Origin of the sequence: Dyella humicola, assembly GCF_026283945.1 — a bacterium.
GTDB lineage: Bacteria > Pseudomonadota > Gammaproteobacteria > Xanthomonadales > Rhodanobacteraceae > Dyella > Dyella humicola.
Genome location: NZ_JAPDPC010000002.1, coordinates 218,218 through 241,694, shown reverse-complemented (window position 1 = coordinate 241,694; position 23,477 = coordinate 218,218). Strand labels below are relative to the sequence as shown.

Sequence of the window (23,477 nt, the reverse complement as noted above, 5' to 3'; positions counted from 1 at the left end):
TGGGGGAATGGGTCGCCCGAATTCTAGCCGCATGCAAGCTGCACGGACGTCTAGGGATGCTTACAGATCCCGCAGGCACTCCACCACGCCCTCGGCGCCCACCGACAGCAGCTTGAGCGTATTGGTACCGCCACCCTGGCCGATGTGGTCGCCATGGGTCAGCACCACGCGATCACCCTCGGCCAGCCGGCCTTGCACAAACAACTGGCGCACCGCGTCGCGGGCCGAACCAGCCGGTGTCTGCGATACGTGGGTGAATTTCACCGCCGTCACATCGCGGAAGATCGACATGCGGCGACGAGCATCGTCGAACGGCGACAGGGCGTAGATAGGCACTGCACTGCGATAGCGCGAAAGCCACTGTGCGGTGGCACCGGATTCGGTCAGCGCCACGATAGCGCGCACGCCCAGCTGCGCCGCCAGCACCATCGCCGCGAGGGCGATAGCCTGATCGGTACGATCCAGCAGATGGCCCTGGGTGGCCGGATCTTCCTTCGGCTCGAACTGACGCTCGGCACCCAGGCAAATGCGGCGCAGAGCGGCGACTGCCTTGTCCGGATGCGCACCTGCGGCCGACTCTTCGGACAGCATCACCGCATCGGTGCCGTCGATGACGGCGTTGGCGACGTCCATGACCTCGGCGCGAGTCGGGATGGGCGAACGCACCATTGACTGCAACATCTGCGTCGCGGTGATCACGGCGCGATTGCGCTGCACCGATTCGCGAATGATCTTCTTCTGCAGGCCCGGCAGTTCGGCATCGCCGATTTCCACGCCCAGGTCACCGCGCGCCACCATCACCACGTCGGAGGCGTCGATGATTTCGCCCAGTACGGGAATCGCATCGGCGCGCTCGATCTTGGACACCAGCGACGCCTTGCCGCCGGCTTCCTCCAGCAGGCGACGCGCTTCGTGCATATCAGCAGCCGAGCGTACGAAGGACACGGCCAGGAAGTCGCAGCCGATCTCCGCAGCCAGCTTGATATCGGCCCGGTCCTTGTCCGACAAGGCAGATACCGAAAGTCCGCCGCCCTGGCGATTGAGGCCCTTGCGATCAGACAGACGACCGGCGATCAGCACGCGGCAATGGATCTCGACGCCCGCAACTTGTTCCACCGTCATGGCGACCAGGCCATCGTCGAACAACAAAACGTCGCCGGCGACCACGTCGTTGGGCAAACCGTAGTAGCTCACGCCCACGCGGGTGGCGTCGCCCAGCGGCGCATCGGGACGGCAATCGAGCACGAAGGCATCGCCGACGCGCAGTTCGACCGGACCGTTGGCGAAACGCTCGACGCGGATCTTGGGGCCCTGCAGGTCGGCCAGGACGCCGACTTCGCGGCCAAGCTTGGCCGCCGCCTCACGCACGGCGACGGCGCGCGCGCGGTGATCGTCAGGCTGTCCGTGCGACAGGTTCAGGCGAACCACGTCGACGCCTTCGGCGATGATTTTTTCGAGCATGCCAGGCGCGTCGGTAGCAGGACCGAGGGTGGCAACTATCTTTGTGCGGCGCAGCGGATTTTCATTTGTCATGCTTCGAGGCTAGCAGAACTGACAGCTTGCGCCAGGGGGTTTTTCCGGGCTTTTTTGCCCCCATTAGGCAAGCTCAACTGGACTGCTTGTGGCATGCGGACCACCACGAGCCACTGGTATTACCAATTGATAAGTAAGTTAACGTCAGCGACATGAACTGGTCTTCTTCATAGACGTCGAAACGCCCAAACACTGGTGTCATCCGAAGCCCATCGCGAATCCACTCCGGGGCGAGCCCTGAGTCAGCGGTAAGCGGCTCGAGATGACCGGAGAGAGGCGGTCTTTCGCGCAAGGATTGAAATGCGGCGACGCAGCAAAATAGAGCCTCGGGGTGGCCTGCAGGAATCGCGCATCAGGACCAGGGGCACTGGGAATCCATGCACACGATGATCGACTTAAGCCAGTGAGGCTCCAACCCTCCATCGACCCCGCAAAAGCAGGTGTTGCGCGTGCTGCTGACGGAAGCGGACCACCGGTTGGCGGCCCGCCTGGAAAACTCAGTGCGCCAAGGCGATGTTGAGCACGTCGGCCAATCGACGCCCGGCCTGACGCAGGCGCAGCTCGGCGATCGGCAGCTCCTTGTCGACATAGGCCTGGTCGATCTTGTGGCCGTCCGGGTAAATGTCGCGGGAGATGGCGCAGGACTCCTCGGCCCACTGCGCGTAGTCGTTGTCCAACGGCGGCATTCGCGGCGGCAGATCGACCGGGCCGCGGGCATCGAGCTCGTCCGCGTAGGCTTTCCATTCCAGGCCACGCGTCTTGAGCAAGCCGGAGTCCCACACGCTGTGCAGGTTTGTGCCCTTGCCGTTGAACTGCACCTGGTAAGCGTTGCCGCCCTTGTCGTCACGGGAGCCGCCGTGCAGTGGCTGATGTTCGTCGCCAATGAAATGCACCACGAACTTCAACGCTTCGAGTCGCACCGCATCGGGCTGACCCTTGTCGCCCAGTACCTTGACGTAATGGTCAATGCCGGCGACCACGCAAACGCCATCGCGACAGTCACGCGGTGGTTGGTAGTCGCAGTCGCCCGAGGTGAAATCGACATAATGCAGGCCACGGGTCTTGTTCCACAGCTCGGCCTGCTTGGGGTCGTTGCGAATCTCATCGGGCCAGCTGGCGATATCAGCCAGCGAGCGCGTGTGCTCGGGAGCCAACAATCGCTCCACCACAGCCTCTGCCGCCGGGCTCAACTGACGCTGCGCCAGATCCGCTACAACGCTATGCCCCAACGGACCCCATGCCTGGGCGGCAGGTGCCAAGGCTAGGCAAATCAGTATGGCGGCGGCGGATCGACGAAGAGAAGCCATGGCACGGGTGACCTTGGGTAAGCGGGCCGCGGAGTGTGCCACAGCCCTATGACAGCTTGCCGCAAGATAACGGGTCAGGCTGCGGCAGGCTTCGCCAGCAACTGCCCTGCCCCATCGCGTACCGCGACGTCCACCGCGATGCCTTGCCGCACGCTCTCGGTAACGATGCAGAAGTCCTCGAACTGGGCGAGCACGCGGTCCAGATGCTCGAGCGTCGCCGCCGCATCGGCCAGCTGCAGATCGACGGCAATATGGGTCACGCGCCAGCGGCCGTGCTCGTTGCGTGTCAGCGTCGCCTTGGCATGCGCGCCCAAGGTTCCCGGCGCATTCTTGTACTTGCGCAACGCGAACAGCAGGCTCGCCGTCAGGCAGTTGGCTACCGCAACGGCCAGCAGTCGCGAGGGATTGGGACCAGCGTCATGGCCCAACGGAGCGTTTTCATCGGTGATCAGGTCAGGGATCGAGGTGTCATCGAAACGGACCCGGAACTCGTAGTCGGCGGTCTGCTGCAGGGAAATCTCGATGATCTGCTGCGTGTCGCTCATGGCGCTTTTCCTTCCCGGTCGGCTGACCATAGAGCGTCGATTCAAGCGCTTCGGGACCCTCCTGAACAGCCCCAGATGAGGCCGCCCCCCGGTTCAGGCTAAAATGACGGTTTTACGGCGGCTACCAGCCGCCACTTTCGTCATCTCACCCCGGAGGACGCTGTCCCATGGCAATTAAGGTCGCCATCAACGGTTACGGTCGCATTGGCCGCAACATTCTGCGCGCGCTGTACGAAGCCGGTCGCACCCAAGAGATCCAGATCGTCGCGATCAACGACCTCGGCGATGCCGAGACGAACGCGCACCTGACCCAGTACGACACCGCCCACGGCAAGTTCCCGGGCACCGTGTCGGTGGAGGGCGGCGACCTGATCGTCAACGGCGACCGCATCAAGGTGTGCGCTGAGCGTGACCCGTCCAAGCTGCCGTGGGGCGCCCTGGGCGTCGACGTGGTGCTCGAGTGCACTGGCCTGTTCACTTCCAAGGCCAAGGCCAGCGCGCACCTCGCCGCCGGCGCCAAGAAGGTGATCATCTCGGCACCGGGCGACAAGGACGTGGACGGGACCTTCGTCTTCGGCGTCAACGACGACAAGCTCACCTCCAAGCTGGAAGTGATCTCCAACGCCTCCTGCACCACCAACTGCCTGGCCCCGCTGGCCAAGGTGCTGCATGCCAAGATCGGCATCGTGCGCGGCCTGATGACCACCATCCACGCCTACACCAATGACCAGGTGCTGACGGATGTGTACCACTCCGACCTGCGTCGCGCCCGTTCGGCAACGATGAGCCAGATCCCGACCAAGACCGGCGCCGCCGCTGCGGTGGGCCTGGTGCTGCCGGAGCTCAACGGCAAGCTGGACGGCTTCGCCATGCGCGTGCCGACCATCAACGTGTCGGTGGTCGACCTGACCTTCGACGCCGCCCGCGCGACCACCAAGGAAGAAGTCGATGCCGCCATCAACGAAGCCGCCAACGGCGCGCTGAAGGGCATCCTTGCGGTGAACACCAAGCCGCTGGTATCGATCGACTTCAACCACAACTCCGCCTCCTCCACCTATGACGCCACCCAGACTCGCGTCATGGATGGCACGCTGGTGAAAGTGCTGAGCTGGTACGACAACGAGTGGGGCTTCTCCAACCGCATGCTCGACATGACCATCGCGCTGATGGCGGCGAAGTAAGCCAAAGCGTCAAGCGTCTTCAAAAGGCCGGGCACATGCCCGGCCTTTTGCTTTGAGCGCGGCGCTCACGACAGCCACTACAGAAGAGTCACGAGGCAAGCGATACTTGGCCGACACCATGGGGGGATGGAACGCAATGAAAAGCCTACAAGGGGTAGCGCTATGGACAGCCGTGGGCGTGTGCCTCGCATGCGCAACGGCCCGACCTGCCGCAGCGACGGAAGACACCGGCTCGCCGGCATCGATGGACACCAGTACGTCACCGCCCATGTCCGATCAGGCTTGGGCCGCCTTGTTCGACCAAGACATTCCCCTCGACGAGCGGCAACGCACCCTGGCCAGCCTCGAGCACCGGCCGAGACTGGAAGACCCGCAGGACCTGTACATGCTCGGCTCGCTCTACCACATGGGCCAGCACGCCCATGGCTCTCCCGTGCAGGCGGATACCGAGAAGGCCGGCTTGTACTTTGCCAATGCCGCCGTTCGCGGCAGCGTTCTGGCCATGGCCAAGATGGCCGAGCTCAAGCTGGCGGCGAAGGACTATCACGAAGCCATGAATTGGGCGCAGATCTATGCCCACTACGCCCTGGCGTCGACGGAAAGAGACACCGCTGGGGAAAGCTATGCCGCGGAACTGATCAAGCGCATCGATGACCACGTCGAGCGTTCCGCGATGGACGCGATCATCAAGGACGTGCGCAGCTTCGAGATGGCATACGACGCGAGCATCCGCGCTGGAATGACCAGCGCCGTCGCACACCACGACCTGCATCCCACCACGCACCGGCACCACGTCGATGTGACACCAGGCACACGTGGGCCCGATTCGGGCATGGCTGATGTCCTCGTCGCCTTCCGCGCCGATGGCACCGCGGCGAGCGTGCAGGTGCTCGACGCCGTGCCGTTGACTACGCCCGACGACAGCGTGGTCGCCCACGCTAGGTCGATGACCGTCTCGCCAAGCGATGGCGCCGCGCTGCGCTATGCCTGGGTACCCATCATTCTCGGCGACGGCCGTTACTACGTTCACTACCGGCAATAACCCGCCATTCGGCGACACGAAAAGGCCTGGCACTGCCCGGCCTTTTCGTGCCTGAGACCGGCATGAACCGTGAGCACCAAGTCACGATCAAGCGCGGATCAGGCAATCACGACTTACGGGCCGGCCGCATCGCGTATGCCCTCAACCAAGAACAGCCAGAGCGGCGTCATAGTTCGGTTCGTCCGCAATCTCAGCCACCAGCTCGGTGTGGATCACGTTGTCGTGCTGATCGAGCACCACCACCGCACGCGCGGCCAAGCCGCCGAGTGGACCCGACGCGATCGCCACGCCGTAGTGCTTGAGGAACTCATGACCGCGCTGCGTGGACAGCGTCACTACATTGTCCAGGCCTTCCGCGCCGCAGAAGCGCGACTGGGCAAACGGCAGGTCGGCAGAAATGCACAGCACCACCGCGTTATCGAGCTTGCTGGCCTTTTCGTTGAAGCGGCGCACCGAAGTGGCGCAGGTGGGTGTGTCCACGCTCGGGAAGATGTTCAGCACCTTGCGCTTGCCGGCGAACTTGGCCAGCGTGACGTCGGCCAGATCCTTGCCGACCAGAGAGAACGCGGGCGCATGATCGCCCTTGGCGAGAAAGTGGCCGTCGACCTGGACCGGCTGGCCCTTGAGAGTAACTTGGGACATGGGACACCTCGTTGGATGGGGCCTACAAGTAGAACATGCCGCCGACCCGAAGCACGATAGCTGGCCCGGCCGGGACCACCCTGTACCACGGGCTTGACCTGCGTCATGGCAGCTAACCGCGACGACATCAAGGATCCACGTCCCAGCCATGTCCCCAGGATGTCCGCATGAACTTCGCCCTGCTCGGCTACGGCCGCTTTGGACAGGCGTTCGCCCCATTGCTGCAACAGGCCGGGCATCGCGTCCGCGTCTACGACCCTCAGGCCAACGTACCCGAGGCGCTTACGGCCTCGTCGACCGCTGCCGCCGTTGCCAATGCAAGCTGGGTGGTCCTGGCCATGCCCGTACCAAGCATGCATGAGGCTTTGCTGGAGCTGCGGCCCCTGCTTCATCCGAAGCAAACGGTCATCGACGTTGGCAGCGTCAAACTGCGTCCGTGCGCCTTGATTGGTGACGTGCTCGGCGCGCAGATTCCGCATGCCGGTACCCATCCGTTATTCGGCCCGCTGAGCCTGGCGCGCGACGAGCGCCCGCTGCGCATCGTGCTATGTCGGAGTCTCCAGCACCCGGACGCGGCCAGGCGCACGCGTCAACTGTTCAAGTCACTGGGCTGTGAAGTCATCGACCAGGATCCGGTCGCTCATGATCGCGCCATGGCCGAAACGCACGCACTGACGTTCTTTATCGCCAAGGCGCTGGTGGACATGGGCATCGGCGAGGATCTCTCGATGGCGCCGCCTTCCTTTCTAGGCCTGGCCAACATGCTGGCCGCCGTGCGCGGCGACGCGGGCCACCTGTTTTCGGCGATTCAACGCGAAAACCCTTATGCACCCGAAGCGCGCGCACGCTTGTTGGATTCCTTGAACGCCATCCACCAAGGACTGTTAGCGGATGGCGACCGTAACTCGATGTCCATTCCCGATCTGACGAACCCCTGATCCAGGGGTGGCCTGATCGCCATTGCATTGGCCCGCCAAGGCCCGGTGTGTCAAACCCTGGCGAATAGCAGACTCGCATTGGTGCCGCCGAAACCAAAACTATTCGACATCACCGTCGTGAGCTTCGCATCCCGCGTCTCGTGCAGAATCGGATAGCCCGCGGCGCGCGGGTCCAACTCGGTGATATGCGCCGACCCCGCCATGAAGTCGCCCTTGAGCATGAGCAAGCTGTAGATCGCCTCATGCACGCTGGCCGCACCCAGCGCATGGCCGCTGAGTGCCTTGGTCGATGACAGCGGCGGTACGCTGCTGCCGAATACCTCGCGCACTGCCGTCAGCTCGACGATGTCTCCCAGCGGCGTGGCCGTGCCGTGCGTATTGAGATAGCTGACGGGAGTATCTAAACCGGACAGCGCCATGCGCATGCAGCGCGCCGCGCCTTCGCCGCTTGGCGCGACCATATCGGCGCCATCGGAGGTGACCCCATAACCCACCAGTTCGGCATGTATCTGCGCGCCACGCGCCCTGGCGTGCTCGTAGGCCTCAAGCACCAGCATGCCGCCACCACCGCCGATGACAAAGCCGTCGCGCCCGGCGTCATAGGGACGCGATGCTGATTCCGGGATGTCGTTATAGCCTGTCGATAGCGCACCCATCGCATCGAATTGCGCGGTCATCCCCCAATGCAGTTCCTCGCCGCCGCCAGCAAACATCACATCCTGCGCGCCGTGTCGAATCAGGTCCGCTGCCGCACCGATGCAATGGGCCGATGTGGCGCATGCCGCGGCGATCGAATAGCTCAACCCGAGTATCCCGAACGCGGTAGCGAGCGACGCGGATACGGTCGAGCACATCGTGCGTGGCACCATGCAGGGTCCGATCTTGCGCACACCTTTCTCCTGCAGCAAATCGGCGGCCTCGATTTGCCAGCGCGCTGAGCCACCGCCCGAGCCGGCGATAACGCCACAGCGGGGATGTCGAATTTGCTCGATGGCCAATCCGGCGTCCGCAATGGCATTGCGCATCGCGATATAGGCATAGGCCGCGGCATCGCCCATAAAGCGCCGCAGCTTGCGGTCAATCGACGCATCGAGATCAGTCTGTGGCACGCCGGCCACCTGGCTGCGCAAGCCGCGCAGCGCATACTCGGGTACGGCTCGAATTCCGCTGCGCAGATCGCGCAACGCGCCTGTAACGACATCACTCGTGTTGCCGAGGCAAGACACGATGCCGAGCCCAGTCACGACCACGCGCCGCATCAGAAGCCCTCCGTCGAATCAAACAGTCCCACACGCATATCCGTCGCTACGTAGATCTGCCGCTCGTCAACGTACATACGGCCATCAGCCACCACCAGGGCCATCTTGCTGCGCATCACGCGTCGGATATCCACCTCGTAGCGCACCAGCTTGGCACTTGGCAGCACCTGTCCGGAGAACTTTACCTGCCCCACCCCCAGCGCCCGGCCGCGTCCCGGCACGCCAAGCCACGGCAGAAAGAACCCACTCAGCTGCCACAATGCGTCCAGGCCGAGACAGCCCGGCATCACCGGATCGCCATCGAAATGACAGCCGAAGAACCATAGCCCCGGACTGATATCCAGTTCGGCATGAAGCGAGCCTTTACCGAACTGGCCGCTGTAGTCATCGATATGCGTAATGCGATCGAACATCAACATGGGTGGCGATGGCAAACGAGCATTGCCCGGGCCAAACAGCTCGCCACGCGCACAAGCGAGCAATTGTTCGCGGTCAAACGAGGAGGGGTAGGACATCAAGGCACTCACAGGAGGGATAGGACATGAAAGAACTCACAGTTATGGTTCTGCGAGTCTGTGTGCACAATCCTTCATCGGCCCTGATGTGGATCAGGTCTTCAGGTTAAACTCCGTCAGCCGAAACGCCCGTTTCGATCAAATGGTTCGTGAATAGCGCGGCGTATCCGACGGTATCGACAAATACGCATCGAAGCACATCGCGATGTTGCGCAAAAGCAATCTGCCGCGGGCCGTCACGCGAATCGTGTCTTCGTCCAGCGTCACCAGTTCATCGGCAGCGAGTCTTTGAAGGCGTTCAATCTCTGCCGCGAAGTAGTCATTGAAGTTCAACTGATGAAGTGCGCTGAAGGCGGGGATGCACAGCTCGCCATGGCACATCAATTCGCCGATCAGGGAGCGGCGTATCAAGTCATCTTCGTTCAGCAATATTCCGCGCACCAACGGCATACGCCCCGCATCCAACGCGGCGTAGTACCCAGGGAGGTCACGGGCGTTCTGGCTATACGTATTGCCGATACGACCGATCGAGCTTACCCCAAGGCCGATGATGTCGCAGTCGCCGTGCGTCGAATAGCCCTGGAAATTCCGTTGGAGCGTCCCCGCACGCTGGGCGCGCACCAACTCGTCATCGGCGCGCGCAAAATGATCCATGCCGACATAGACGTAGCCGGCACCGCACAGCTTTTCCAGAGCTCGACCAAATAGCGCGAGACGGGTGGACGGGTCAGGCAGCTCGCCACCGTCGATTTGCCGCTGTGCCTTGAAAAGACTTGGCAGGTGCGCGTAGCCGTAGACCGCCACGCGGTCAGGTGACAACGCGATCACTTCATCCAGGGTGTGGTCGAAGCCATCCAGAGTTTGGCGCGGCAGGCCATAAATCAGGTCGACGCTCACCGAGTCGAAGCCCGAGTCTCGAGCCACTTCCAGTAGCTCGCGCGTCTGTTCGACGCTCTGGATGCGATTGACCGCCGCCTGCACCACAGGATCAAAGTCCTGGATACCGACAGAGACGCGATTGAAGCCCAATGCACCCAGCTCGCGTATGTACGCGCCATCGGCATAGCGCGGATCGATTTCGATGCCGTATTCGCGGGACGCATCCGGGTTGACGTTGAAATGATGCGCGATCGAACCGAACAGGGCTCGCATCCTCGGCATATCGAGGAAGTTAGGTGTACCGCCCCCCATATGCAGTTGTCGCAACGGCCGATCGCGATCGAACTTTGGTGCCGTGAGTGCCAGTTCCTTCTGCAGGTACCGCAGATAGATATCTGCATGAGCAGGGTCACGCGTGATCGTTCGCGTGCAACCGCAGTAGAAACACGGACTGAAACAGAACGGCACGTGCACGTATAGCGACAAAGGACGCGGAACGGCCGCATGGTTCGAGGATTCAATCGCAGCGCGCAGCGCCGTCTCATCGAAGCCCGCATGGAACTGGGGCGCGGTCGGGTAACTCGTGTATCGAGGACCTGCGACGTCGTGCCGGGCGATGAGTTCCGGGTCAAATTCAGGGGCGGTGGTGTGGGCGCGCATGGGCGAAATTATCCCCACCGCCCTGGATGACACGCCTGATGATGGTCAACTCATAGCGACAATTTGACCCGCAAAGCCGCGACCACATCATTGTGATCGCGGCTTTGCGCTGTTAGCCCTTGAGCGGTGCGACGACCTGTTCGATGGCACCGAAGATCGACGCGCCGGTTTTGTCCGTGACATCGATACGCAAACTATCGCCGAACTTCAGGAACGGTGTGCTCGGCTTGCCGTCGCGAAGCGTTTCCACCGTACGCTGCTCGGCCAGGCACGAGGCGCCCTTGCTGGTGTCTTCGTTGGCAATCGTGCCGGAGCCAACGATAGTGCCTGCGGTCAGCGGCCGCGTCTTGGCGGCATGTGCTACCAGCTCGGCGAAGCTGAATTGCATGTCGACTCCGCACTCGGCCTCGCCGAACCACTTGCCGTTGAGCCAGGTGCGCATCGGCAGATGCAGCTTCTCGCCCAGCCACGCGTCACCCAGTTCGTCCGGAGTCACCAGCACGGGCGACAGCGCGGAGCGCGGCTTGGACTGCAGGAAGCCGAAGCCCTTGGCCAGTTCGCCCGGAATCAGGCCACGCAGCGATACGTCGTTGATCAAGCCGATTAGCTGGATGTGTTCAGCGGCCTGCGCAGGCGTCGGTGCCATCGGCACATCATCGGTGACCACCACCACTTCAGCTTCCAGATCGATGCCGTAGTCTTCGCTGGGTACGACCACCGGGTCGCGCGGGCCGAGAAAGCCGGCACTGGTGGCCTGGTACATCAACGGGTCGGTGTAAAACGATTCGGGCACTTCGGCGCCGCGGGCGCGACGCACACGCTCGACGTGGGGCAGATAGGCACTGCCGTCCACGAACTCGTAGGCGCGCGGCAGCGGCGAGGCCAAGGCAGACGGATCGAGCGTAAACGCACCTGCCGCGTTGCCGGCGTTGAGATCTTCCGACAAGGCGTTGAGCCGCGGTGCGACATTCGACCAGTCGTCCAGCGCCGCCTGCAGCGTGGTTGCAATGCCAGTCGCCTTGACCGCCTGCTTCAAGTCACGGCTGACGACTACCAGCGTGCCGTCGCGGCCGCCTTCCTTCAGAGAACCGAGTTTCATGCCTTCGCTCCGTATGCTGCGCTCAACTGCAGCCGTTCACGTCTTTGATTCGGATGACTCAAGCCATCCTGGGTTTGTTGTTGCCAGGGCTTAGCCGCCAGTGAAGTGCTTGCGGATGCCCTGCCAGCATTCGTAGTAGTTGCCCTGCAGCTGCGGCGCTTCCAATGCCTGTTGGGTCGGGTGAATCACCCGACGCGTCTCGAACATGAAGGCCATGGTGCTGGTAATCACGTCGGGCTTGGACAGGTCCGCTGCCGAGGCTTTCTCGAACGTAGCTGCATCCGGCCCGTGGCCGCTCATGCAATTATGCAGCGAGGCGCCGCCGGGCACGAAACCTTCGGCCTTCGCGTCATAGGCACCAGTAATCAGGCCCATGAACTCGCTGGCGATATTGCGATGGAACCACGGCGGGCGGAATGTGTTCTGTGCCACCAGCCAGCGCGGCGGGAAGATCACGAAGTCCATATTGCTGACCCCTGGCGTGTCGCTGGGCGCATGCAGCACCAGGAAGATGCTCGGGTCCGGATGGTCGTAGCTGATCGAGCCGATGGTGTTGAAGCGACGCAGATCGTACTTGTACGGCGCGTAGTTGCCGTGCCAGCCGACCACGTCGAGCGGCGAATGATCGATGGCGGCGCGCCACAGTTCGCCCTGGAATTTCGCAATCAGCTCGAACTGGCCTTCTGCATCCTCGTAAGCCGCGACGGGCGTGAGGAAGTCGCGCGGATTGGCCAGGCCGTTGCTGCCGAGAGGACCGAGATCCGGCAGGCGCAACAACGCGCCGAAGTTTTCGCATACGTAGCCACGCGCCGTATCGTCCAACAGCTCGACGCGGAAGCGCACACCGCGCGGAATCACCGCGATTTCCAGCGGCTCGATGTCGATGATGCCCAGCTCGGTGGCCAGACGCAGGCGGCCTAGCTGCGGCACGATCAGCAACTCGCCGTCGGCGTCATAGAAGAAGCGGCCCTGCATCGAACGATTGGCGGCGTAAATGTGGATGCCCACGCCCAACTGATCCGCCGCGCTGCCGTTGCCGGCCAGGGTGACCAGACCGTCGATGAAATCGGTCGGCTCGCTCGGCAGCGGCCACGGGTCCCAACGCAACTGGTTGGGCGAGGCGGGTGCTTCGCTAAAGCGGTTATGAAAACGCCCCTGGGGCATCGACTCGAACGGGTGGTGCATCGCCGCGGGGCGAATGCGATACAGCCAGCTGCGGCGATTGCTATGCCGTGGCGCGGTAAACGCCGTGCCCGAGAGCTGCTCGGCATAGAGGCCGTGGGCCACCCGCTGCGGCGAGTTCTGCCCTTCAGGCAGTACGCCAGGCAGCGCCTCGGTGGCGAATTCATTGGCGAAACCGGACTGGTACTGCTGCTTGCTGGCTGACATGGAATCTCCGCGCTCTGTCCGATGGGCGGTGTCATGCACGACGCCGCACGATCCTATTACTCTTGCCTACGACTGCTGGCCCGCCTCGTTCAATGGATGAGGCTCTGTTGTTCATTCACTGCAATGACACCTAAGGAAACCACATGTCCGACTCTTTCTCGTCGCTAGGCCAAGCCACTGCCGTCCCTTCGATCAAAGATCTCAGCCAGCCGCTTGCCTCGGGCAAGGGATGGATGAAGTTCGTCGGCATCGTGTCCATCATCCATGGGGCCCTTATCGCCCTCTCCATTATCGGCCTGGTCATCGCCTGGCTGCCGATCTGGATGGGTTTGCTGCTGATGCGCTCCGCCAGCGCCATCGAACGCGCCCAGCTCAGCGGCGATGCCGACGCCTTGAAGGAATCACTCGCCAAGCTCCGCACCTATTTCGTGGTCCTGGGCGTGCTCATCCTCGTCGGCATCGTCATCTCGGCGGTTTACTTCATGTTCTTTGGCGCGATGATCGCCACCATGATCAGGAATGGCGGTTTTACGCACTGATCGTAGCCGGCACGGTGACCGCCCATGGCGGCCACCGTGCCAGCGTTTTACAGCACGCCGCGCTTCATCTGGTCGCGTTCAATCGATTCGAACAGCGCCTGGAAGTTGCCTTCGCCAAAGCCCTCGTTGCCCTTGCGCTGGATGATCTCGAAGAAGATCGGGCCAATATTGTTCTGCGTGAAGATCTGCAGCAGCTTGCGCTGCTTGGTCTCCGGGTCGGCGTCGATCAGGATCTTGTTCTTCGCCAGGCGCGGCACGTCCTCGCCATGGTTCGGAATGCGCAGGTCGATCACTTCGAAATAGGCATCCGGCGTATCGAGGAAGGTCACGCCCTTCGCCCGCATCGCTTCCACCGTGTCATAGATATTGTCGGTGAAGCAGGCGATGTGCTGGATGCCTTCGCCGTGATACGCATCCAGGTACTCGTTGATCTGCGACTTCGGATCGCTCGATTCATTGAGCGGAATACGCACGATGCCGTCCGGCGCGGTCATCGCCTTGGACACCAGGCCGGTCTTGGCACCCTTGATGTCGAAGTAGCGGATCTCGCGGAAGTTGAACAGGCGCTCGTAGTAATCCGACCACTTCTGCATATTGCCGAAGTAGAGGTTGTGCGTCAGGTGATCGATGAAGGTGAGGCCAAAGCCGGTCGGATGCTGATCAACGCCGGGAATCGGCTCGTAGTCGCCGTCGTAGATGCTGCCCTTGTCGCCGTAGCGGTCGACCAGATAAAGCATGCAGTCGCCAATGCCCTTCACCACCGGCGCATTCACCGCCTTGGTCTGGGCCTTCTCGCTGATCGCCTCGCCACCGTTGCCCAGCACGGTGCTCAGGACCTCGGCCGCGGGCTTCTGGAAGCGGATGGCGAAGCCGGCCGCGCACGGACCATGCGCCTTGGCGAAATCAGCCGCGAACGAATCGGGATCTTCGTTGACTAAGACATTCACGCCGCCCTGGCGATAGACCGTGATGGGACGCGATTTGTGCTTGAGTACGGCGGTGAAACCCATGTTCTTGAACAGCGTATGCAGTTCATGGGCGCGGCCCGTCGGAGCGGCGAATTCGACAAACTCGAATCCGTTGATGCCCATGGGGTTTTCGAAGGTGGTGACCTGCATGCCAAGATTGGGCTGCGCGCTCATGGGGATCTCCTGATAGATCAATGCTCAATGGCCCTACGCCCAAGCGTGCGACCATCCGTATAAGATGAACGTTATAGTTACATATGAAACCATTTGCAAGGAGCGTTGCAGCAGTGCCCGTTGAAACCCGTCCCGACCATGCGCCACTCGAACTCGAGCACTTCCTGCCGTACCGGCTCTCGATCCTGTCCAATGCCGTCAGCCAAGGCATCGCCGACGAGTATCAGCGCCGCTTTGACCTGAGCATGACGGAATGGCGCGTGATGGCCGTGTTGGCGCGCTTCGATGGCCTGTCAGCGCGCGAGGTCGCCGAGCGTACGCTGATGGATAAAGTGGCTGTCAGCCGTGCCCTGGCGCGCTTGGTGGAATCGGGCCGGGTCAACCGCGGCACCCACGACGGCGACAAGCGCCGTTCCGTGCTCGGCCTCAGCGAGGCCGGCTGGCAGGTTCATGATGAGGTGGCGCCGATGGCGCGGGCCAGGGAGCGCGAGCTGCTGGCCAAGCTGGATGCCGAGGAGCGTGACTGGCTCATGCGCATCCTCGACAAGCTACAGCCTGTCGATCAGCCGTAAGGAACCGAGGGGGAAGCATTCCTCCCCCTCCCCTTCCGTCGCTTACTTCACGCCATGCATCAGGCGGTTGATCAACGGCGCGACAAGGAACAGCAGCGCGCCCGCTCCCAGCAGCGACCAGAAGCCGAAGGTATAGCCGGCAAGCGCGGACTGCACGGTCATGCCGCTTTCGCCGCTGACATGGCCCGCAAAGATGCCGGACAGGTTGTTGCCGATGCCGGTGGACAGGAACCAGCCGCCCATGCCGAAGCCGACCAGGCGCACCGGGGCCAGCTTGGTGACCATGGACAGGCCGATCGGCGACAGGCACAACTCGCCGACCGACTGGATCACGTAGACCATGAACAGGGTCCAGAACGGAATCTTGCCGGCCTCGCTGACCAGGCTGGACAGCGCGAACATCAGCAGCAGGAATGCCAGGCCGTTGAAGATCAGGCCGAGGCCGAACTTGCGCGGGATCGACGGATTGCGACGGCCCATGGCCACCCAGATCCAGGCAATCAGCGGCGCCAGCGCGATGATTGCGATGGAGTTCACCGACTGGAACCAGGCATTGGGGAAGGTGAAGCTGCCCAGCTGGCGATTGACGATCTGGTCGGCGAGGAAGGTGAAGGAACTGCCGGCCTGCTCGAAGAACATCCAGAACAGCACGTTGAAGACAAAGATGATCAGCATCGCGATCACCTTGTCGCGCTGCACCCTGCCCTCGCGAATGCCCTCGATCAACAGGAGCAGCGACAAGCCGGCGAACAGCGCGCCTAGCACCCAGGCCAGCACGGTGGCCGCGGCGAGCGTCTTCTCGTAGTCCACCGCGCCATTGACCAGCACGGGATGAATGGCGCCGAAGCTCAGCAGCGCCTTTGTCACCAGGGTGGAAAAACCGCCGCCCATCAGGAAGTACACCACCGGCACCGTCACCACCACGCCGATCAGCACGTAAACCACGCGCATTGGGCTTTCGCCGCCCGGCGGCGGCAGGCCCACGTCCTTCAGGCCGCGCCGGCCGATCCAGAACCACACCAGGCTGATCAGCATGCCCACGCCGGAGGCGATGAACACGTACTTGTAGCTAGGCATGCCCTGGGTGCCAAACACCGATTCGGCCAAATACTGGGTAATCACCGGCGAAATCATCGCACCCAGATTGATGCCCATGTAGAAGATGGTGAAGCCGCTGTCGCGGCGACCGTCGGCCACGCCATAGAGCTGGCCCACCATGGTCGAGATATTCGGTTTGAACAAACCGTTGCCGGCGATGATGGTGGCCAGCCCGAACTCGAACACCTGCTGGTTGGGTATTGCGATGGCAAACAGGCCGGCCATCATCACGGCCGCGCCGAGCAGGATCGAACGCTGGTAACCCAGCACCCGATCGGCGATGTAGCCGCCGAAGATCGCCGCCGCATAGACCAGGGCCAGATACGCGCCATAGGTGCGGCTGGCCGGCGCCTGGCCGGCGGCGTCACCGCCGAAGAATTGCGCCACGATGTAGAGCACCAGCGCCCAGCGAATGCCGTAGAACGCAAAGCGTTCCCAGAACTCGGTCATGAACAACATCCACAGGGGCCGCGGGTGACCCAGGGTCTGCGGGTAATCAGGCACACGCGGTGCGGTGGTGAGGGTGTCGCTCATGCCTTCCCCTATGGGTACGAGCCGGCACGTCGGGTGCGGACCGGATGGTTGCCGACGGAGAGATGTAACCGGCAGCTATCGAACCCGTCAAATGCACCGCAACATTTTACGATCCCAGCGGGACTCCGCGCAAAGCCTTGGCTGTCGCGGGAAACGCGGTGAGGCGGCGCCAACGCTGCCCCACCGGTCGACTCAGCGTACGCCGTGCATCAGCCGGTTGATCAGCGGCGAGATCAACAACAGGAACACACCGGCACCGGCCAGCAGCCAGAAGCTGAAGGTGAAACCGCTCAGCGCGGAAGCGGCGGTCATGCCGCTCTCGCCGCTGATGCGGCCGGCCAGCAGGCCCGACAGGTTGCCGCCCACCGCCAGCGACAGGAACCAGCCGCCCATGGCCACGCCGGTCAGGCGCGGCGGCGCCAGCTTGGTCACCATCGACAAGCCGATTGGCGACAGGCACAGCTCGCCCACGGTTTGCAGCACGTAGCACAGCGTCAGCGGCCAGAACGGAATCAGTCCATGGCCATCGACCAACCGCGACAAGGCAAACATCAACGCCGTGAAGCCCAGGCCGTTGAACACCAGGCCGAGGCCAAACTTGCGCGGAATCGACGGCTCCTGATGGCGCCGCGCCAGGAACGACCAGACCTGGGTGACCAGCGGCGCCAGCACGATGATCGCCAGCGGGCTGACCGACTGGAACCAGCCGATCGGGAATTCCCAGCCGCCGAACATGCGCCGGTCGACCATGTTCGCCGCCAGGAAGTTGAACGACGTACCCAACTGGAAATAGAACATCCAGAACAGGATGTTGAAGGCGAAGATGATCAGCATCGCCAGCACCCGGTGCAGCTGCACGCGATCGTGGCGCATCGCCTCGACGATCAGCATCGCCGCCACGCCGACAAACAGCAGGCCCAGCAGCCATTGCAGGCCATTGGCGCCGACAAAGGCCAGCAGCAGATAGATCAGCGGCACCGCCGCCATCAGGCCCAGCAGCACCCACACCACGCGCATGCGGCTGGCGGCTTCCGGCGCCGGCCGTCCCACCCCGCCCAGGCCGCGCCGGCCGAACCAGAACCAGAACAGGCTCAGCACCATGCCGACGCCGGCCGCGCCGAACACCAGGCGGTAGTTCTGCTGCATCGGGGTGTCGGTGAAATAGCTGGCCAGCCAGCCGGTCAGCAGGGGCGCCAGCAAGGCGCCACCGTTGATGCCCATGTAGAACAGGATGAAACCGCGGTCGCGGCGATCGTCCTTGGGCCCGTAGAGCTGGCCGACCATGGTGGAGATATTCGGCTTGAACAAGCCGTTGCCCACGATCACCATCGACAATCCGAACAGGAACAATTCCTTGCTCGGCAGCATCACCACGAACAGGCCCGCCGCCATCACCAGGGCGCCGAGCAGGATCGAGCGCTGGTAGCCAATGATCTTGTCAGCGATATAGCCGCCGAAGATGCTGGTGGCATAGATCAATGCCGTATACGCGCCGTAGATCTTGCTGGCCCAGGCTTCGCCGGCGGGATCGCCATGAAAGAAGTGGGCCACGATGTACAAGGCCAGCGCCCAACTGACGCTGTAGAACGCAAAGCGCTCCCAGAATTCGGTCATGAACAGCATCCACAACGGCCGTGGATGACCAAGCATTTGCGGATAGTCAGGCACCGTTGAAGCGGCGGTCGTGGTGGTGTCGCTCATTCATTGCCCCGTTGGGTTCAGATCGGCACGACGCGTGCCGACCGGTATGGTCACGGGCCGGCGCCTGCGCCTGCGCCAGCCTGTCAAAGCCTTGGTGCGCCAGCACGGATCAGCTGCTGAGCTCGGTACGTACATCCAGCAACTCGGGAAAGAACTCCAGCTCCAGGGCCTTCTTCAGGAACGCCACGCCAGAGGAGCCACCCGTGCCGCGTCGGTTCCCGATGATTCGCTCCACGGTTTTCATATGGCGGAAACGCCAGAGCTGGAAACTCTCCTCCACGTCCACCAGCTGTTCGCACATGTGGTATTCCGGCCAGAACTCGGAGCGGTTCTCGTAAATGCGCTTCAACACCGGCAACAAGGCCTCATGCCGTTGATAAGGCTGCGTCCAGTCCCGCTCGATCAAGGCGGCCGGCACCTCATGCCCCCGGCGCTTGAGATAGCGCAGGAATTCGTCGTAGAGGCTCGGTGCCTCGAGCACGCCGCGCAGCTCGGCCTGCGCCGCGGCGTCATAGGCGAACACCTGCAGCATCTGCGCGTTCTTGTTGCCGAGCATGAACTCGATCTGCCGATACTGCAGCGACTGGAAGCCCGACGAGGCACCCAGAACACCGCGAAATTCCAGGTATTCCGACGGCGTCAACGTTTCCAGCACCGCCCACTGCTCGAACAACTGGCGCTGCACCTGCTTCACCCGCGCCAGGATCTTCAGGCAGGTATCCATGTCGTCGGCGCGCAGATGCGCCAGCGCGGCCTTCAGCTCATGGATCAGCAGCTTCATCCACAGCTCGGCCACCTGGTGCTGCACGATGAACAGCATTTCGTCGTGATGCGGCGGGTTGCTCAGCGGACGCTGGGCCGACAGCAGGGCATCCAGTCGCAGATAGCCGCCATAGGTCAGTCGCCCGTTCAGGTCGAGTTCGATACCGGCCTCAAGGTCGCGCTGGTTCTCGGTCATGGCCTTCCTGTTAGCGGCAAAAGACGCATGTTAACCGCTGTGAAAGCCCCCTCCGTACCGCCGCGAATGCTGCGCTGTACCTTGCAGCGCAACATACGCCCCTGTTATCAAATGCGGTCTTGTCAGGGCCTTACGCGAGCCTGACCCCACTGGATGGGTCACCGCCTCCCTACACCCAATTCCTACCATTACTCACTCCGGGAGCGAGTCGTGTCCATCGCCGCCAAGTTTGAAATCGAATACCTGCAGTATCTCGATGCCGAAGGCAAACAGGTCCGTGACGATCTGCCTGAATTTGCCAAAGACCTCGACCACATGGTCGAGCTGTACAAACTGATGTTGTCGACCCGCGTGTTCGACGCCAAGTCGGTCGCCTTGCAGCGTACCGGCAAGCTCGGCACCTATGCCAGCTGCCTGGGCCACGAAGCGGCCCACGTCGGCATCGGCAGCGCCATGCGCCCGGAAGACGTGTTCGCCCCCAGCTACCGCGAGTACGGCGCGCAGCTGTACCGCGGCGTGCAGCCGCGCGAGGTCTACATGTACTGGGGCGGCGACGAGCGCGGCAACGACTACCAGAAGGAACCTGCACGCCACGACTTTGCCTGGTCGGTGCCGATCGCCACGCAGTGCCTGCATGCCGCCGGTTCCGCGCTGGCGTTCAAGATCCGCAACGAGCCGCGCGTGGCCGTGTGCACGATCGGTGACGGTGGTTCGTCCAAGGGCGACTTCTACGGCGCCATCAACATCGCCGGCGCGCAGAACCTGCCGCTGGTGGCGGCCATCGTGAACAACCAGTGGGCCATCTCGGTGCCGCGCAAGATCCAGTCCGGCGCGCCGACGCTGGCGCAGAAGGGCATCGCTGCGGGCCTGTACTGCATCCAGGTCGACGGCAACGACATCATTGCCGTGCGCAAGGCGATGGGCGACGCGATCGAGCGTGCACGCGCCGGTCAGGGCGGTTCGGTGGTCGAGCTGGTGACCTATCGCCTGTCCGACCACACCACCGCCGATGACGCCCGCCGCTACCGCGGCGAAGACGAAGTGAAGGACGCCTGGGCCAAGGAGCCGATGAAGCGCCTGCGCAACTGGCTGGTGGCCAAGGGCGTGTGGGACGACGCCAAGGAAGAGGCCTGGAAGGCCGAGTGCGACGAGTGGATGGACAACGAGGTGAATGCCTACCTCGAGACCAAGACGCAGCCGGTCACGGCGATGTTCGACTACACCTTCGCCGAAGTTCCTGCCGATCTCGCCAAGCAGCGCGATTACGTCCTTTCGCTTGAGAACAAGGGTCACTGAGTCATGGCACAAATCACTCTTATCGAAGCCGTCACCCAGGCGCTGGCCTATGAAATGGCCCATGACGACAGCGTCGTCGTGCTCGGTGAGGACGTGGGCGTCAACGGCGGCGTGTTCCGCGCCACCCAGGGCCTGCAGGAAAAGTTCGGCGAGCTGCGCGTGCTCGACACGCCGCTGGACGAAACCACCATTGCCGGCGTCACCGTAGGCCTCGCCGCCCAGGGCATGAAGCCGGTGGCCGAAGCGCAGTTCGAAGGCTTCATCTATCCGATGATGGAGCAGATCGCCTGCCACGCCGCCCGCCTGCGCAACCGCACGCGCGGCCGCATCACCGTGCCGGCCGTGTGGCGTGCACCGTGGGGCGGCGGTATCCGCGCGCCGGAGCATCACTCCGAGGCGAACGAGCACCTGTTCACCAACATCCCGGGCCTGCGCGTGGTGATGCCGTCGTCGCCGGCACGCGCCTATGGCCTGCTGCTCGCCGCGATCCGCGATCCGGATCCGGTGATGTTCTTCGAGCCCAAGCGCATCTACCGTCAGTACAAGGAAGAAGTGCCGGATGACGGCGAGGCCCTGCCGCTCGACGTCTGCTTCGTGCTGCGCGACGGCACCGACGTCACCATCGTGACCTGGGGCGCCCAGGTGAAGGAAGCGCTGGAAGCCGCCGATGAACTCGCCGCCGATGGCATCAGCGCCGAAGTGATCGACGTCGCCACGCTGACGCCGCTGGACTTCGACACCATCGCCGAGTCGGTGCAGAAGACCGGCCGCTGCGTGATCGTGCACGAGGCACCGAAGACCGCCGGTTTCGGTGCCGAAATCGCCGCCCGCCTGGCTGAGGAATGCATGTACGACCTGCTCGCCCCGGTCGAGCGCGTGACCGGCTTCGACACGCATATCCCGCTGTTCCGCCTGGAAATGAAGTACCTGCCGAGCACCGAGCGCGTGGTGGCTGCCGCCAAGCGCACGCTGGCCGCCAGCTAACGGATCAAGCCCCTCTCCTTGCTTGCAGGGGGAGGTCGGGAGGGGATGGCTCTACCCCTCCCCCACCCTTCCCTGCTGCACGCAGGGGAGGGAGTCCAGCAACGAATACCCCAAAACTTTCGGAACTCCGATCATGGCCGACATCAAGACGTTCTATCTGCCCGACCTCGGCGAGGGCCTGCCCGACGCCACCATCGTCGAGTGGCATGTGAAGGAAGGCGACTACATCAAGCTCGACGCACCGCTGTGCTCGATGGAAACGGCCAAGGCCGTCGTCGACGTGCCGTCGCCGTACACCGGCAAGGTCACCAAGCTGCACGGCGCGGCCGGCGACATCATCGAAACCGGCTCGGCGCTGGCCGAGTTCGAGCCCGACCCGAATGCCAAGCAGCGCGCCGAAGCCGAATCGACCGGCCACCACCACGGCCCGAAGAAGGGCGTGGGCAGCGCCACCGCTGACGCGCACAAGGTCGTCGCCTCCGACGAAGGCGGCGAAATCGACGCCGAAGACAAGCCGGAGCGCGAAGACGAAGGCACCGTGGTCGGCGCCATGATCAGCGGCAGCCACGTGCACGTCGAACAGGCCAGCAGCGTCGGTGGCGTCAAGGCCGTGCCGGCCGTGCGCGCCCTGGCCAAGAAGCTCAAGGTCGACCTCAGCCGCGTGCGCCCCACCGGCGCCGATGGCGTGGTGACCCTGCAGGACGTGAAGAACGCTGCCGCCAATGGCACGGCCGCCCTCGGCGGCGCACCGGCTCGCGCTGTGCCTGCTTCCGCCGGCCGCCACCTGGCCCCCGAACTGCCCCAGCCTGAGCCGGCCCGTACGGCCACCTCGCTGGCCGGCAAGCCCGTGCGCACGGCACCGCCGAGCGTGCATGCCAGCGGCCAGCCCGAGCAGCTGAAGGGCGTTCGTCGCAACATGGCGCGCGTGATGGCCGAAGCCCACGCCAACGTAGTGCCGACCTCCATCGTCGACGACGCCGACCTGCATGCCTGGATCGGCAAGCAGGACATCACCGCCCGCCTGATCCGCGCCATCGTGGCCGCCTGCAAGGCGGTGCCTGCGATGAATGCCTGGTTCGACGGCAAGAACCTCACGCGCACCCTGCATCCGCACGTGGACATCGGCATCGCCGTGGATACCGACGACGGCCTGTTCGTGCCGGCACTGCGCAATGCCGACGTGCTGGACGGCGCCGGCGTGCGTGCCGCGATCAAGCGCCTGCGTTCGCAGGTGGAAGACCGCAGCATTCCGGCTTCGGAACTGTCCGGCTACACCATCAGCCTGTCGAACTTCGGCATGTTCGCCGGTCGCTACGCCACGCCAGTGGTAGTGCCGCCGACCGTCGCCATCATTGGCGCCGGCAAGCTGAGCCACGACGTGGTGGCCGTGATGGGCGGCATCGAAGTGCATCGCCGCATGCCGCTGTCGGTGACGTTTGATCACCGCGCCGTGACCGGTGGCGAAGCCGCGCGCTTCCTCAAGGCCATGATCGACGATCTGGGCCTGCCGAACTAAGCAGCAACAGCGTGATGAGAAGCCCCGGTCCATGCCGGGGCTTTTTTTATGCATCGGCCGATGCATGGATCGATGACGATTCCGGTCGCGCGCCTCGCGCCCACGCGCGTCGATTGACGACATCTCTACAGCGGGACAGTTATATGGA

General features: G+C 63.3%; 21 protein-coding genes. 8 read left to right on the top strand and 13 right to left on the bottom strand.

Going from position 1 to position 23,477, the window contains the following annotated elements:
* Nucleotides 1–60: 60 nt before the first annotated feature.
* From pyk to OUZ30_RS15805, 3 genes are all read right to left on the bottom strand, one after another.
* Nucleotides 61–1,533 carry a pyruvate kinase gene (gene pyk, locus OUZ30_RS15815; protein ID WP_266183393.1) on the bottom strand — a complete coding sequence of 491 codons (1,473 nt, stop codon included), beginning with the start codon at nucleotides 1,531–1,533 and terminating at the stop codon, nucleotides 61–63.
* A 497-nt stretch (nucleotides 1,534–2,030) separates the two neighbouring features.
* Nucleotides 2,031–2,840, bottom strand: a complete 810-nt coding sequence (locus tag OUZ30_RS15810) for a S1/P1 nuclease (protein WP_266183392.1) — start codon at nucleotides 2,838–2,840, stop codon at nucleotides 2,031–2,033.
* 74 nt (nucleotides 2,841–2,914) lie between these two features.
* Entirely contained in the window at nucleotides 2,915–3,385 is a 471-nt protein-coding gene (locus tag OUZ30_RS15805) for an OsmC family protein (RefSeq protein WP_266183391.1), read from the bottom strand.
* A 167-nt stretch (nucleotides 3,386–3,552) separates the two neighbouring features.
* Between OUZ30_RS15805 and gap the strand changes: the two genes are divergently transcribed.
* Together gap and OUZ30_RS15795 are read left to right on the top strand one after the other, a co-directional pair.
* The gene (gap, locus tag OUZ30_RS15800) at nucleotides 3,553–4,566 is read left to right on the top strand and encodes a type I glyceraldehyde-3-phosphate dehydrogenase (protein WP_266183390.1); all 1,014 of its coding nucleotides are present in this window, start codon (nucleotides 3,553–3,555) and stop codon (nucleotides 4,564–4,566) included.
* Between the two features lie 136 nt (nucleotides 4,567–4,702).
* Complete coding sequence (locus OUZ30_RS15795; protein WP_266183389.1) at nucleotides 4,703–5,608, top strand: SEL1-like repeat protein; 906 nt, start codon at nucleotides 4,703–4,705, stop codon at nucleotides 5,606–5,608.
* A 141-nt stretch (nucleotides 5,609–5,749) separates the two neighbouring features.
* Here the strand turns inward: OUZ30_RS15795 and tpx are convergent, their stop codons facing one another.
* A complete protein-coding gene (tpx, locus tag OUZ30_RS15790) occupies nucleotides 5,750–6,250 on the bottom strand; it encodes a thiol peroxidase (RefSeq protein ID WP_266183388.1) in 501 nt (166 codons plus the stop codon).
* 167 nt (nucleotides 6,251–6,417) lie between these two features.
* On the opposite strand from tpx, the gene OUZ30_RS15785 reads away from it, so the two are divergent.
* Entirely contained in the window at nucleotides 6,418–7,188 is a 771-nt protein-coding gene (locus OUZ30_RS15785) for a prephenate dehydrogenase/arogenate dehydrogenase family protein (protein ID WP_266183387.1), read from the top strand.
* A 50-nt stretch (nucleotides 7,189–7,238) separates the two neighbouring features.
* Here the strand turns inward: OUZ30_RS15785 and OUZ30_RS15780 are convergent, their stop codons facing one another.
* From OUZ30_RS15780 to hmgA, 5 genes are all read right to left on the bottom strand, one after another.
* Nucleotides 7,239–8,447 (bottom strand): beta-ketoacyl synthase N-terminal-like domain-containing protein, encoded by a 1,209-nt coding sequence (locus OUZ30_RS15780; RefSeq protein ID WP_266183386.1) that lies wholly within the window; start codon nucleotides 8,445–8,447, stop codon nucleotides 7,239–7,241.
* Entirely contained in the window at nucleotides 8,447–8,962 is a 516-nt protein-coding gene (gene fabA, locus OUZ30_RS15775) for a 3-hydroxyacyl-[acyl-carrier-protein] dehydratase FabA (RefSeq protein ID WP_266183385.1), read from the bottom strand. The genes OUZ30_RS15780 and fabA overlap by 1 nt, the downstream gene beginning before the upstream one ends.
* A 138-nt stretch (nucleotides 8,963–9,100) precedes the next feature.
* Nucleotides 9,101–10,501 carry an oxygen-independent coproporphyrinogen III oxidase gene (hemN, locus tag OUZ30_RS15770; RefSeq protein WP_266183384.1) on the bottom strand — a complete coding sequence of 467 codons (1,401 nt, stop codon included), beginning with the start codon at nucleotides 10,499–10,501 and terminating at the stop codon, nucleotides 9,101–9,103.
* 112 nt (nucleotides 10,502–10,613) lie between these two features.
* Nucleotides 10,614–11,600 carry a fumarylacetoacetate hydrolase family protein gene (locus OUZ30_RS15765; protein ID WP_266183383.1) on the bottom strand — a complete coding sequence of 329 codons (987 nt, stop codon included), beginning with the start codon at nucleotides 11,598–11,600 and terminating at the stop codon, nucleotides 10,614–10,616.
* 90 nt (nucleotides 11,601–11,690) lie between these two features.
* Nucleotides 11,691–12,989: a homogentisate 1,2-dioxygenase gene (hmgA, locus tag OUZ30_RS15760; RefSeq protein WP_266183382.1), complete on the bottom strand. Its 1,299-nt coding sequence runs from the start codon at nucleotides 12,987–12,989 to the stop codon at nucleotides 11,691–11,693.
* A 143-nt stretch (nucleotides 12,990–13,132) separates the two neighbouring features.
* Between hmgA and OUZ30_RS15755 the strand changes: the two genes are divergently transcribed.
* Nucleotides 13,133–13,528: a DUF5362 domain-containing protein gene (locus OUZ30_RS15755; protein WP_266183381.1), complete on the top strand. Its 396-nt coding sequence runs from the start codon at nucleotides 13,133–13,135 to the stop codon at nucleotides 13,526–13,528.
* A 47-nt stretch (nucleotides 13,529–13,575) separates the two neighbouring features.
* On the opposite strand, the gene hppD is transcribed toward OUZ30_RS15755, so the two are convergent.
* On the bottom strand, nucleotides 13,576–14,670 hold the full coding sequence (hppD, locus tag OUZ30_RS15750) for a 4-hydroxyphenylpyruvate dioxygenase (protein WP_266183380.1): 1,095 nt from the start codon (nucleotides 14,668–14,670) through the stop codon (nucleotides 13,576–13,578).
* A gap of 83 nt (nucleotides 14,671–14,753) precedes the next feature.
* Between hppD and OUZ30_RS15745 the strand changes: the two genes are divergently transcribed.
* Nucleotides 14,754–15,242, top strand: a complete 489-nt coding sequence (locus tag OUZ30_RS15745) for a MarR family winged helix-turn-helix transcriptional regulator (RefSeq protein ID WP_266149843.1) — start codon at nucleotides 14,754–14,756, stop codon at nucleotides 15,240–15,242.
* Between the two features lie 42 nt (nucleotides 15,243–15,284).
* On the opposite strand, the gene OUZ30_RS15740 is transcribed toward OUZ30_RS15745, so the two are convergent.
* The 3 genes from OUZ30_RS15740 to OUZ30_RS15730 all read right to left on the bottom strand — a co-directional run bounded on the left by OUZ30_RS15740 (nucleotide 15,285) and on the right by OUZ30_RS15730 (nucleotide 19,533).
* Nucleotides 15,285–16,874, bottom strand: coding sequence for a peptide MFS transporter (locus OUZ30_RS15740; protein ID WP_266183379.1), 1,590 nt, complete (start codon nucleotides 16,872–16,874; stop codon nucleotides 15,285–15,287).
* A 192-nt stretch (nucleotides 16,875–17,066) separates the two neighbouring features.
* Complete coding sequence (locus OUZ30_RS15735) at nucleotides 17,067–18,575, bottom strand: peptide MFS transporter (RefSeq protein ID WP_266183378.1); 1,509 nt, start codon at nucleotides 18,573–18,575, stop codon at nucleotides 17,067–17,069.
* A gap of 109 nt (nucleotides 18,576–18,684) precedes the next feature.
* Complete coding sequence (locus OUZ30_RS15730) at nucleotides 18,685–19,533, bottom strand: tryptophan 2,3-dioxygenase (RefSeq protein WP_266183377.1); 849 nt, start codon at nucleotides 19,531–19,533, stop codon at nucleotides 18,685–18,687.
* 210 nt (nucleotides 19,534–19,743) lie between these two features.
* Between OUZ30_RS15730 and pdhA the strand changes: the two genes are divergently transcribed.
* The 3 genes from pdhA to OUZ30_RS15715 all read left to right on the top strand — a co-directional run bounded on the left by pdhA (nucleotide 19,744) and on the right by OUZ30_RS15715 (nucleotide 23,329).
* A complete protein-coding gene (gene pdhA / locus OUZ30_RS15725) occupies nucleotides 19,744–20,829 on the top strand; it encodes a pyruvate dehydrogenase (acetyl-transferring) E1 component subunit alpha (RefSeq protein WP_266149847.1) in 1,086 nt (361 codons plus the stop codon).
* 3 nt (nucleotides 20,830–20,832) lie between these two features.
* Nucleotides 20,833–21,813: an alpha-ketoacid dehydrogenase subunit beta gene (locus OUZ30_RS15720; RefSeq protein ID WP_266149848.1), complete on the top strand. Its 981-nt coding sequence runs from the start codon at nucleotides 20,833–20,835 to the stop codon at nucleotides 21,811–21,813.
* Nucleotides 21,814–21,946: 133 nt separating this feature from the next.
* A complete protein-coding gene (locus OUZ30_RS15715) occupies nucleotides 21,947–23,329 on the top strand; it encodes a dihydrolipoamide acetyltransferase family protein (protein ID WP_266183376.1) in 1,383 nt (460 codons plus the stop codon).
* The last annotated feature ends 148 nt before the right edge of the window (nucleotides 23,330–23,477 follow it).

What these genes read in the sequence shown, in the direction of transcription:
- OUZ30_RS15745 (WP_266149843.1), top strand. Translation starts at nt 14,754, where the DNA reads ATGAAACCATTTGCAAGGAGCGTTGCAGCAGTGCCCGTTGAAACCCGT.
- OUZ30_RS15810 (WP_266183392.1), bottom strand. Translation starts at nt 2,840, where the DNA reads ATGGCTTCTCTTCGTCGATCCGCCGCCGCCATACTGATTTGCCTAGCC.
- OUZ30_RS15720 (WP_266149848.1), top strand. Translation starts at nt 20,833, where the DNA reads ATGGCACAAATCACTCTTATCGAAGCCGTCACCCAGGCGCTGGCCTAT.
- tpx (WP_266183388.1), bottom strand. Translation starts at nt 6,250, where the DNA reads ATGTCCCAAGTTACTCTCAAGGGCCAGCCGGTCCAGGTCGACGGCCAC.
- OUZ30_RS15715 (WP_266183376.1), top strand. Translation starts at nt 21,947, where the DNA reads ATGGCCGACATCAAGACGTTCTATCTGCCCGACCTCGGCGAGGGCCTG.
- OUZ30_RS15730 (WP_266183377.1), bottom strand. Translation starts at nt 19,533, where the DNA reads ATGACCGAGAACCAGCGCGACCTTGAGGCCGGTATCGAACTCGACCTG.
- hppD (WP_266183380.1), bottom strand. Translation starts at nt 14,670, where the DNA reads ATGAGCGCGCAGCCCAATCTTGGCATGCAGGTCACCACCTTCGAAAAC.
- OUZ30_RS15740 (WP_266183379.1), bottom strand. Translation starts at nt 16,874, where the DNA reads ATGAGCGACACCCTCACCACCGCACCGCGTGTGCCTGATTACCCGCAG.
- fabA (WP_266183385.1), bottom strand. Translation starts at nt 8,962, where the DNA reads ATGTCCTACCCCTCCTCGTTTGACCGCGAACAATTGCTCGCTTGTGCG.
- OUZ30_RS15805 (WP_266183391.1), bottom strand. Translation starts at nt 3,385, where the DNA reads ATGAGCGACACGCAGCAGATCATCGAGATTTCCCTGCAGCAGACCGCC.
- hemN (WP_266183384.1), bottom strand. Translation starts at nt 10,501, where the DNA reads ATGCGCGCCCACACCACCGCCCCTGAATTTGACCCGGAACTCATCGCC.
- OUZ30_RS15785 (WP_266183387.1), top strand. Translation starts at nt 6,418, where the DNA reads ATGAACTTCGCCCTGCTCGGCTACGGCCGCTTTGGACAGGCGTTCGCC.
- pyk (WP_266183393.1), bottom strand. Translation starts at nt 1,533, where the DNA reads ATGACAAATGAAAATCCGCTGCGCCGCACAAAGATAGTTGCCACCCTC.
- OUZ30_RS15755 (WP_266183381.1), top strand. Translation starts at nt 13,133, where the DNA reads ATGTCCGACTCTTTCTCGTCGCTAGGCCAAGCCACTGCCGTCCCTTCG.
- OUZ30_RS15735 (WP_266183378.1), bottom strand. Translation starts at nt 18,575, where the DNA reads ATGAGCGACACCACCACGACCGCCGCTTCAACGGTGCCTGACTATCCG.
- OUZ30_RS15765 (WP_266183383.1), bottom strand. Translation starts at nt 11,600, where the DNA reads ATGAAACTCGGTTCTCTGAAGGAAGGCGGCCGCGACGGCACGCTGGTA.
- OUZ30_RS15795 (WP_266183389.1), top strand. Translation starts at nt 4,703, where the DNA reads ATGAAAAGCCTACAAGGGGTAGCGCTATGGACAGCCGTGGGCGTGTGC.
- hmgA (WP_266183382.1), bottom strand. Translation starts at nt 12,989, where the DNA reads ATGTCAGCCAGCAAGCAGCAGTACCAGTCCGGTTTCGCCAATGAATTC.
- OUZ30_RS15780 (WP_266183386.1), bottom strand. Translation starts at nt 8,447, where the DNA reads ATGCGGCGCGTGGTCGTGACTGGGCTCGGCATCGTGTCTTGCCTCGGC.
- gap (WP_266183390.1), top strand. Translation starts at nt 3,553, where the DNA reads ATGGCAATTAAGGTCGCCATCAACGGTTACGGTCGCATTGGCCGCAAC.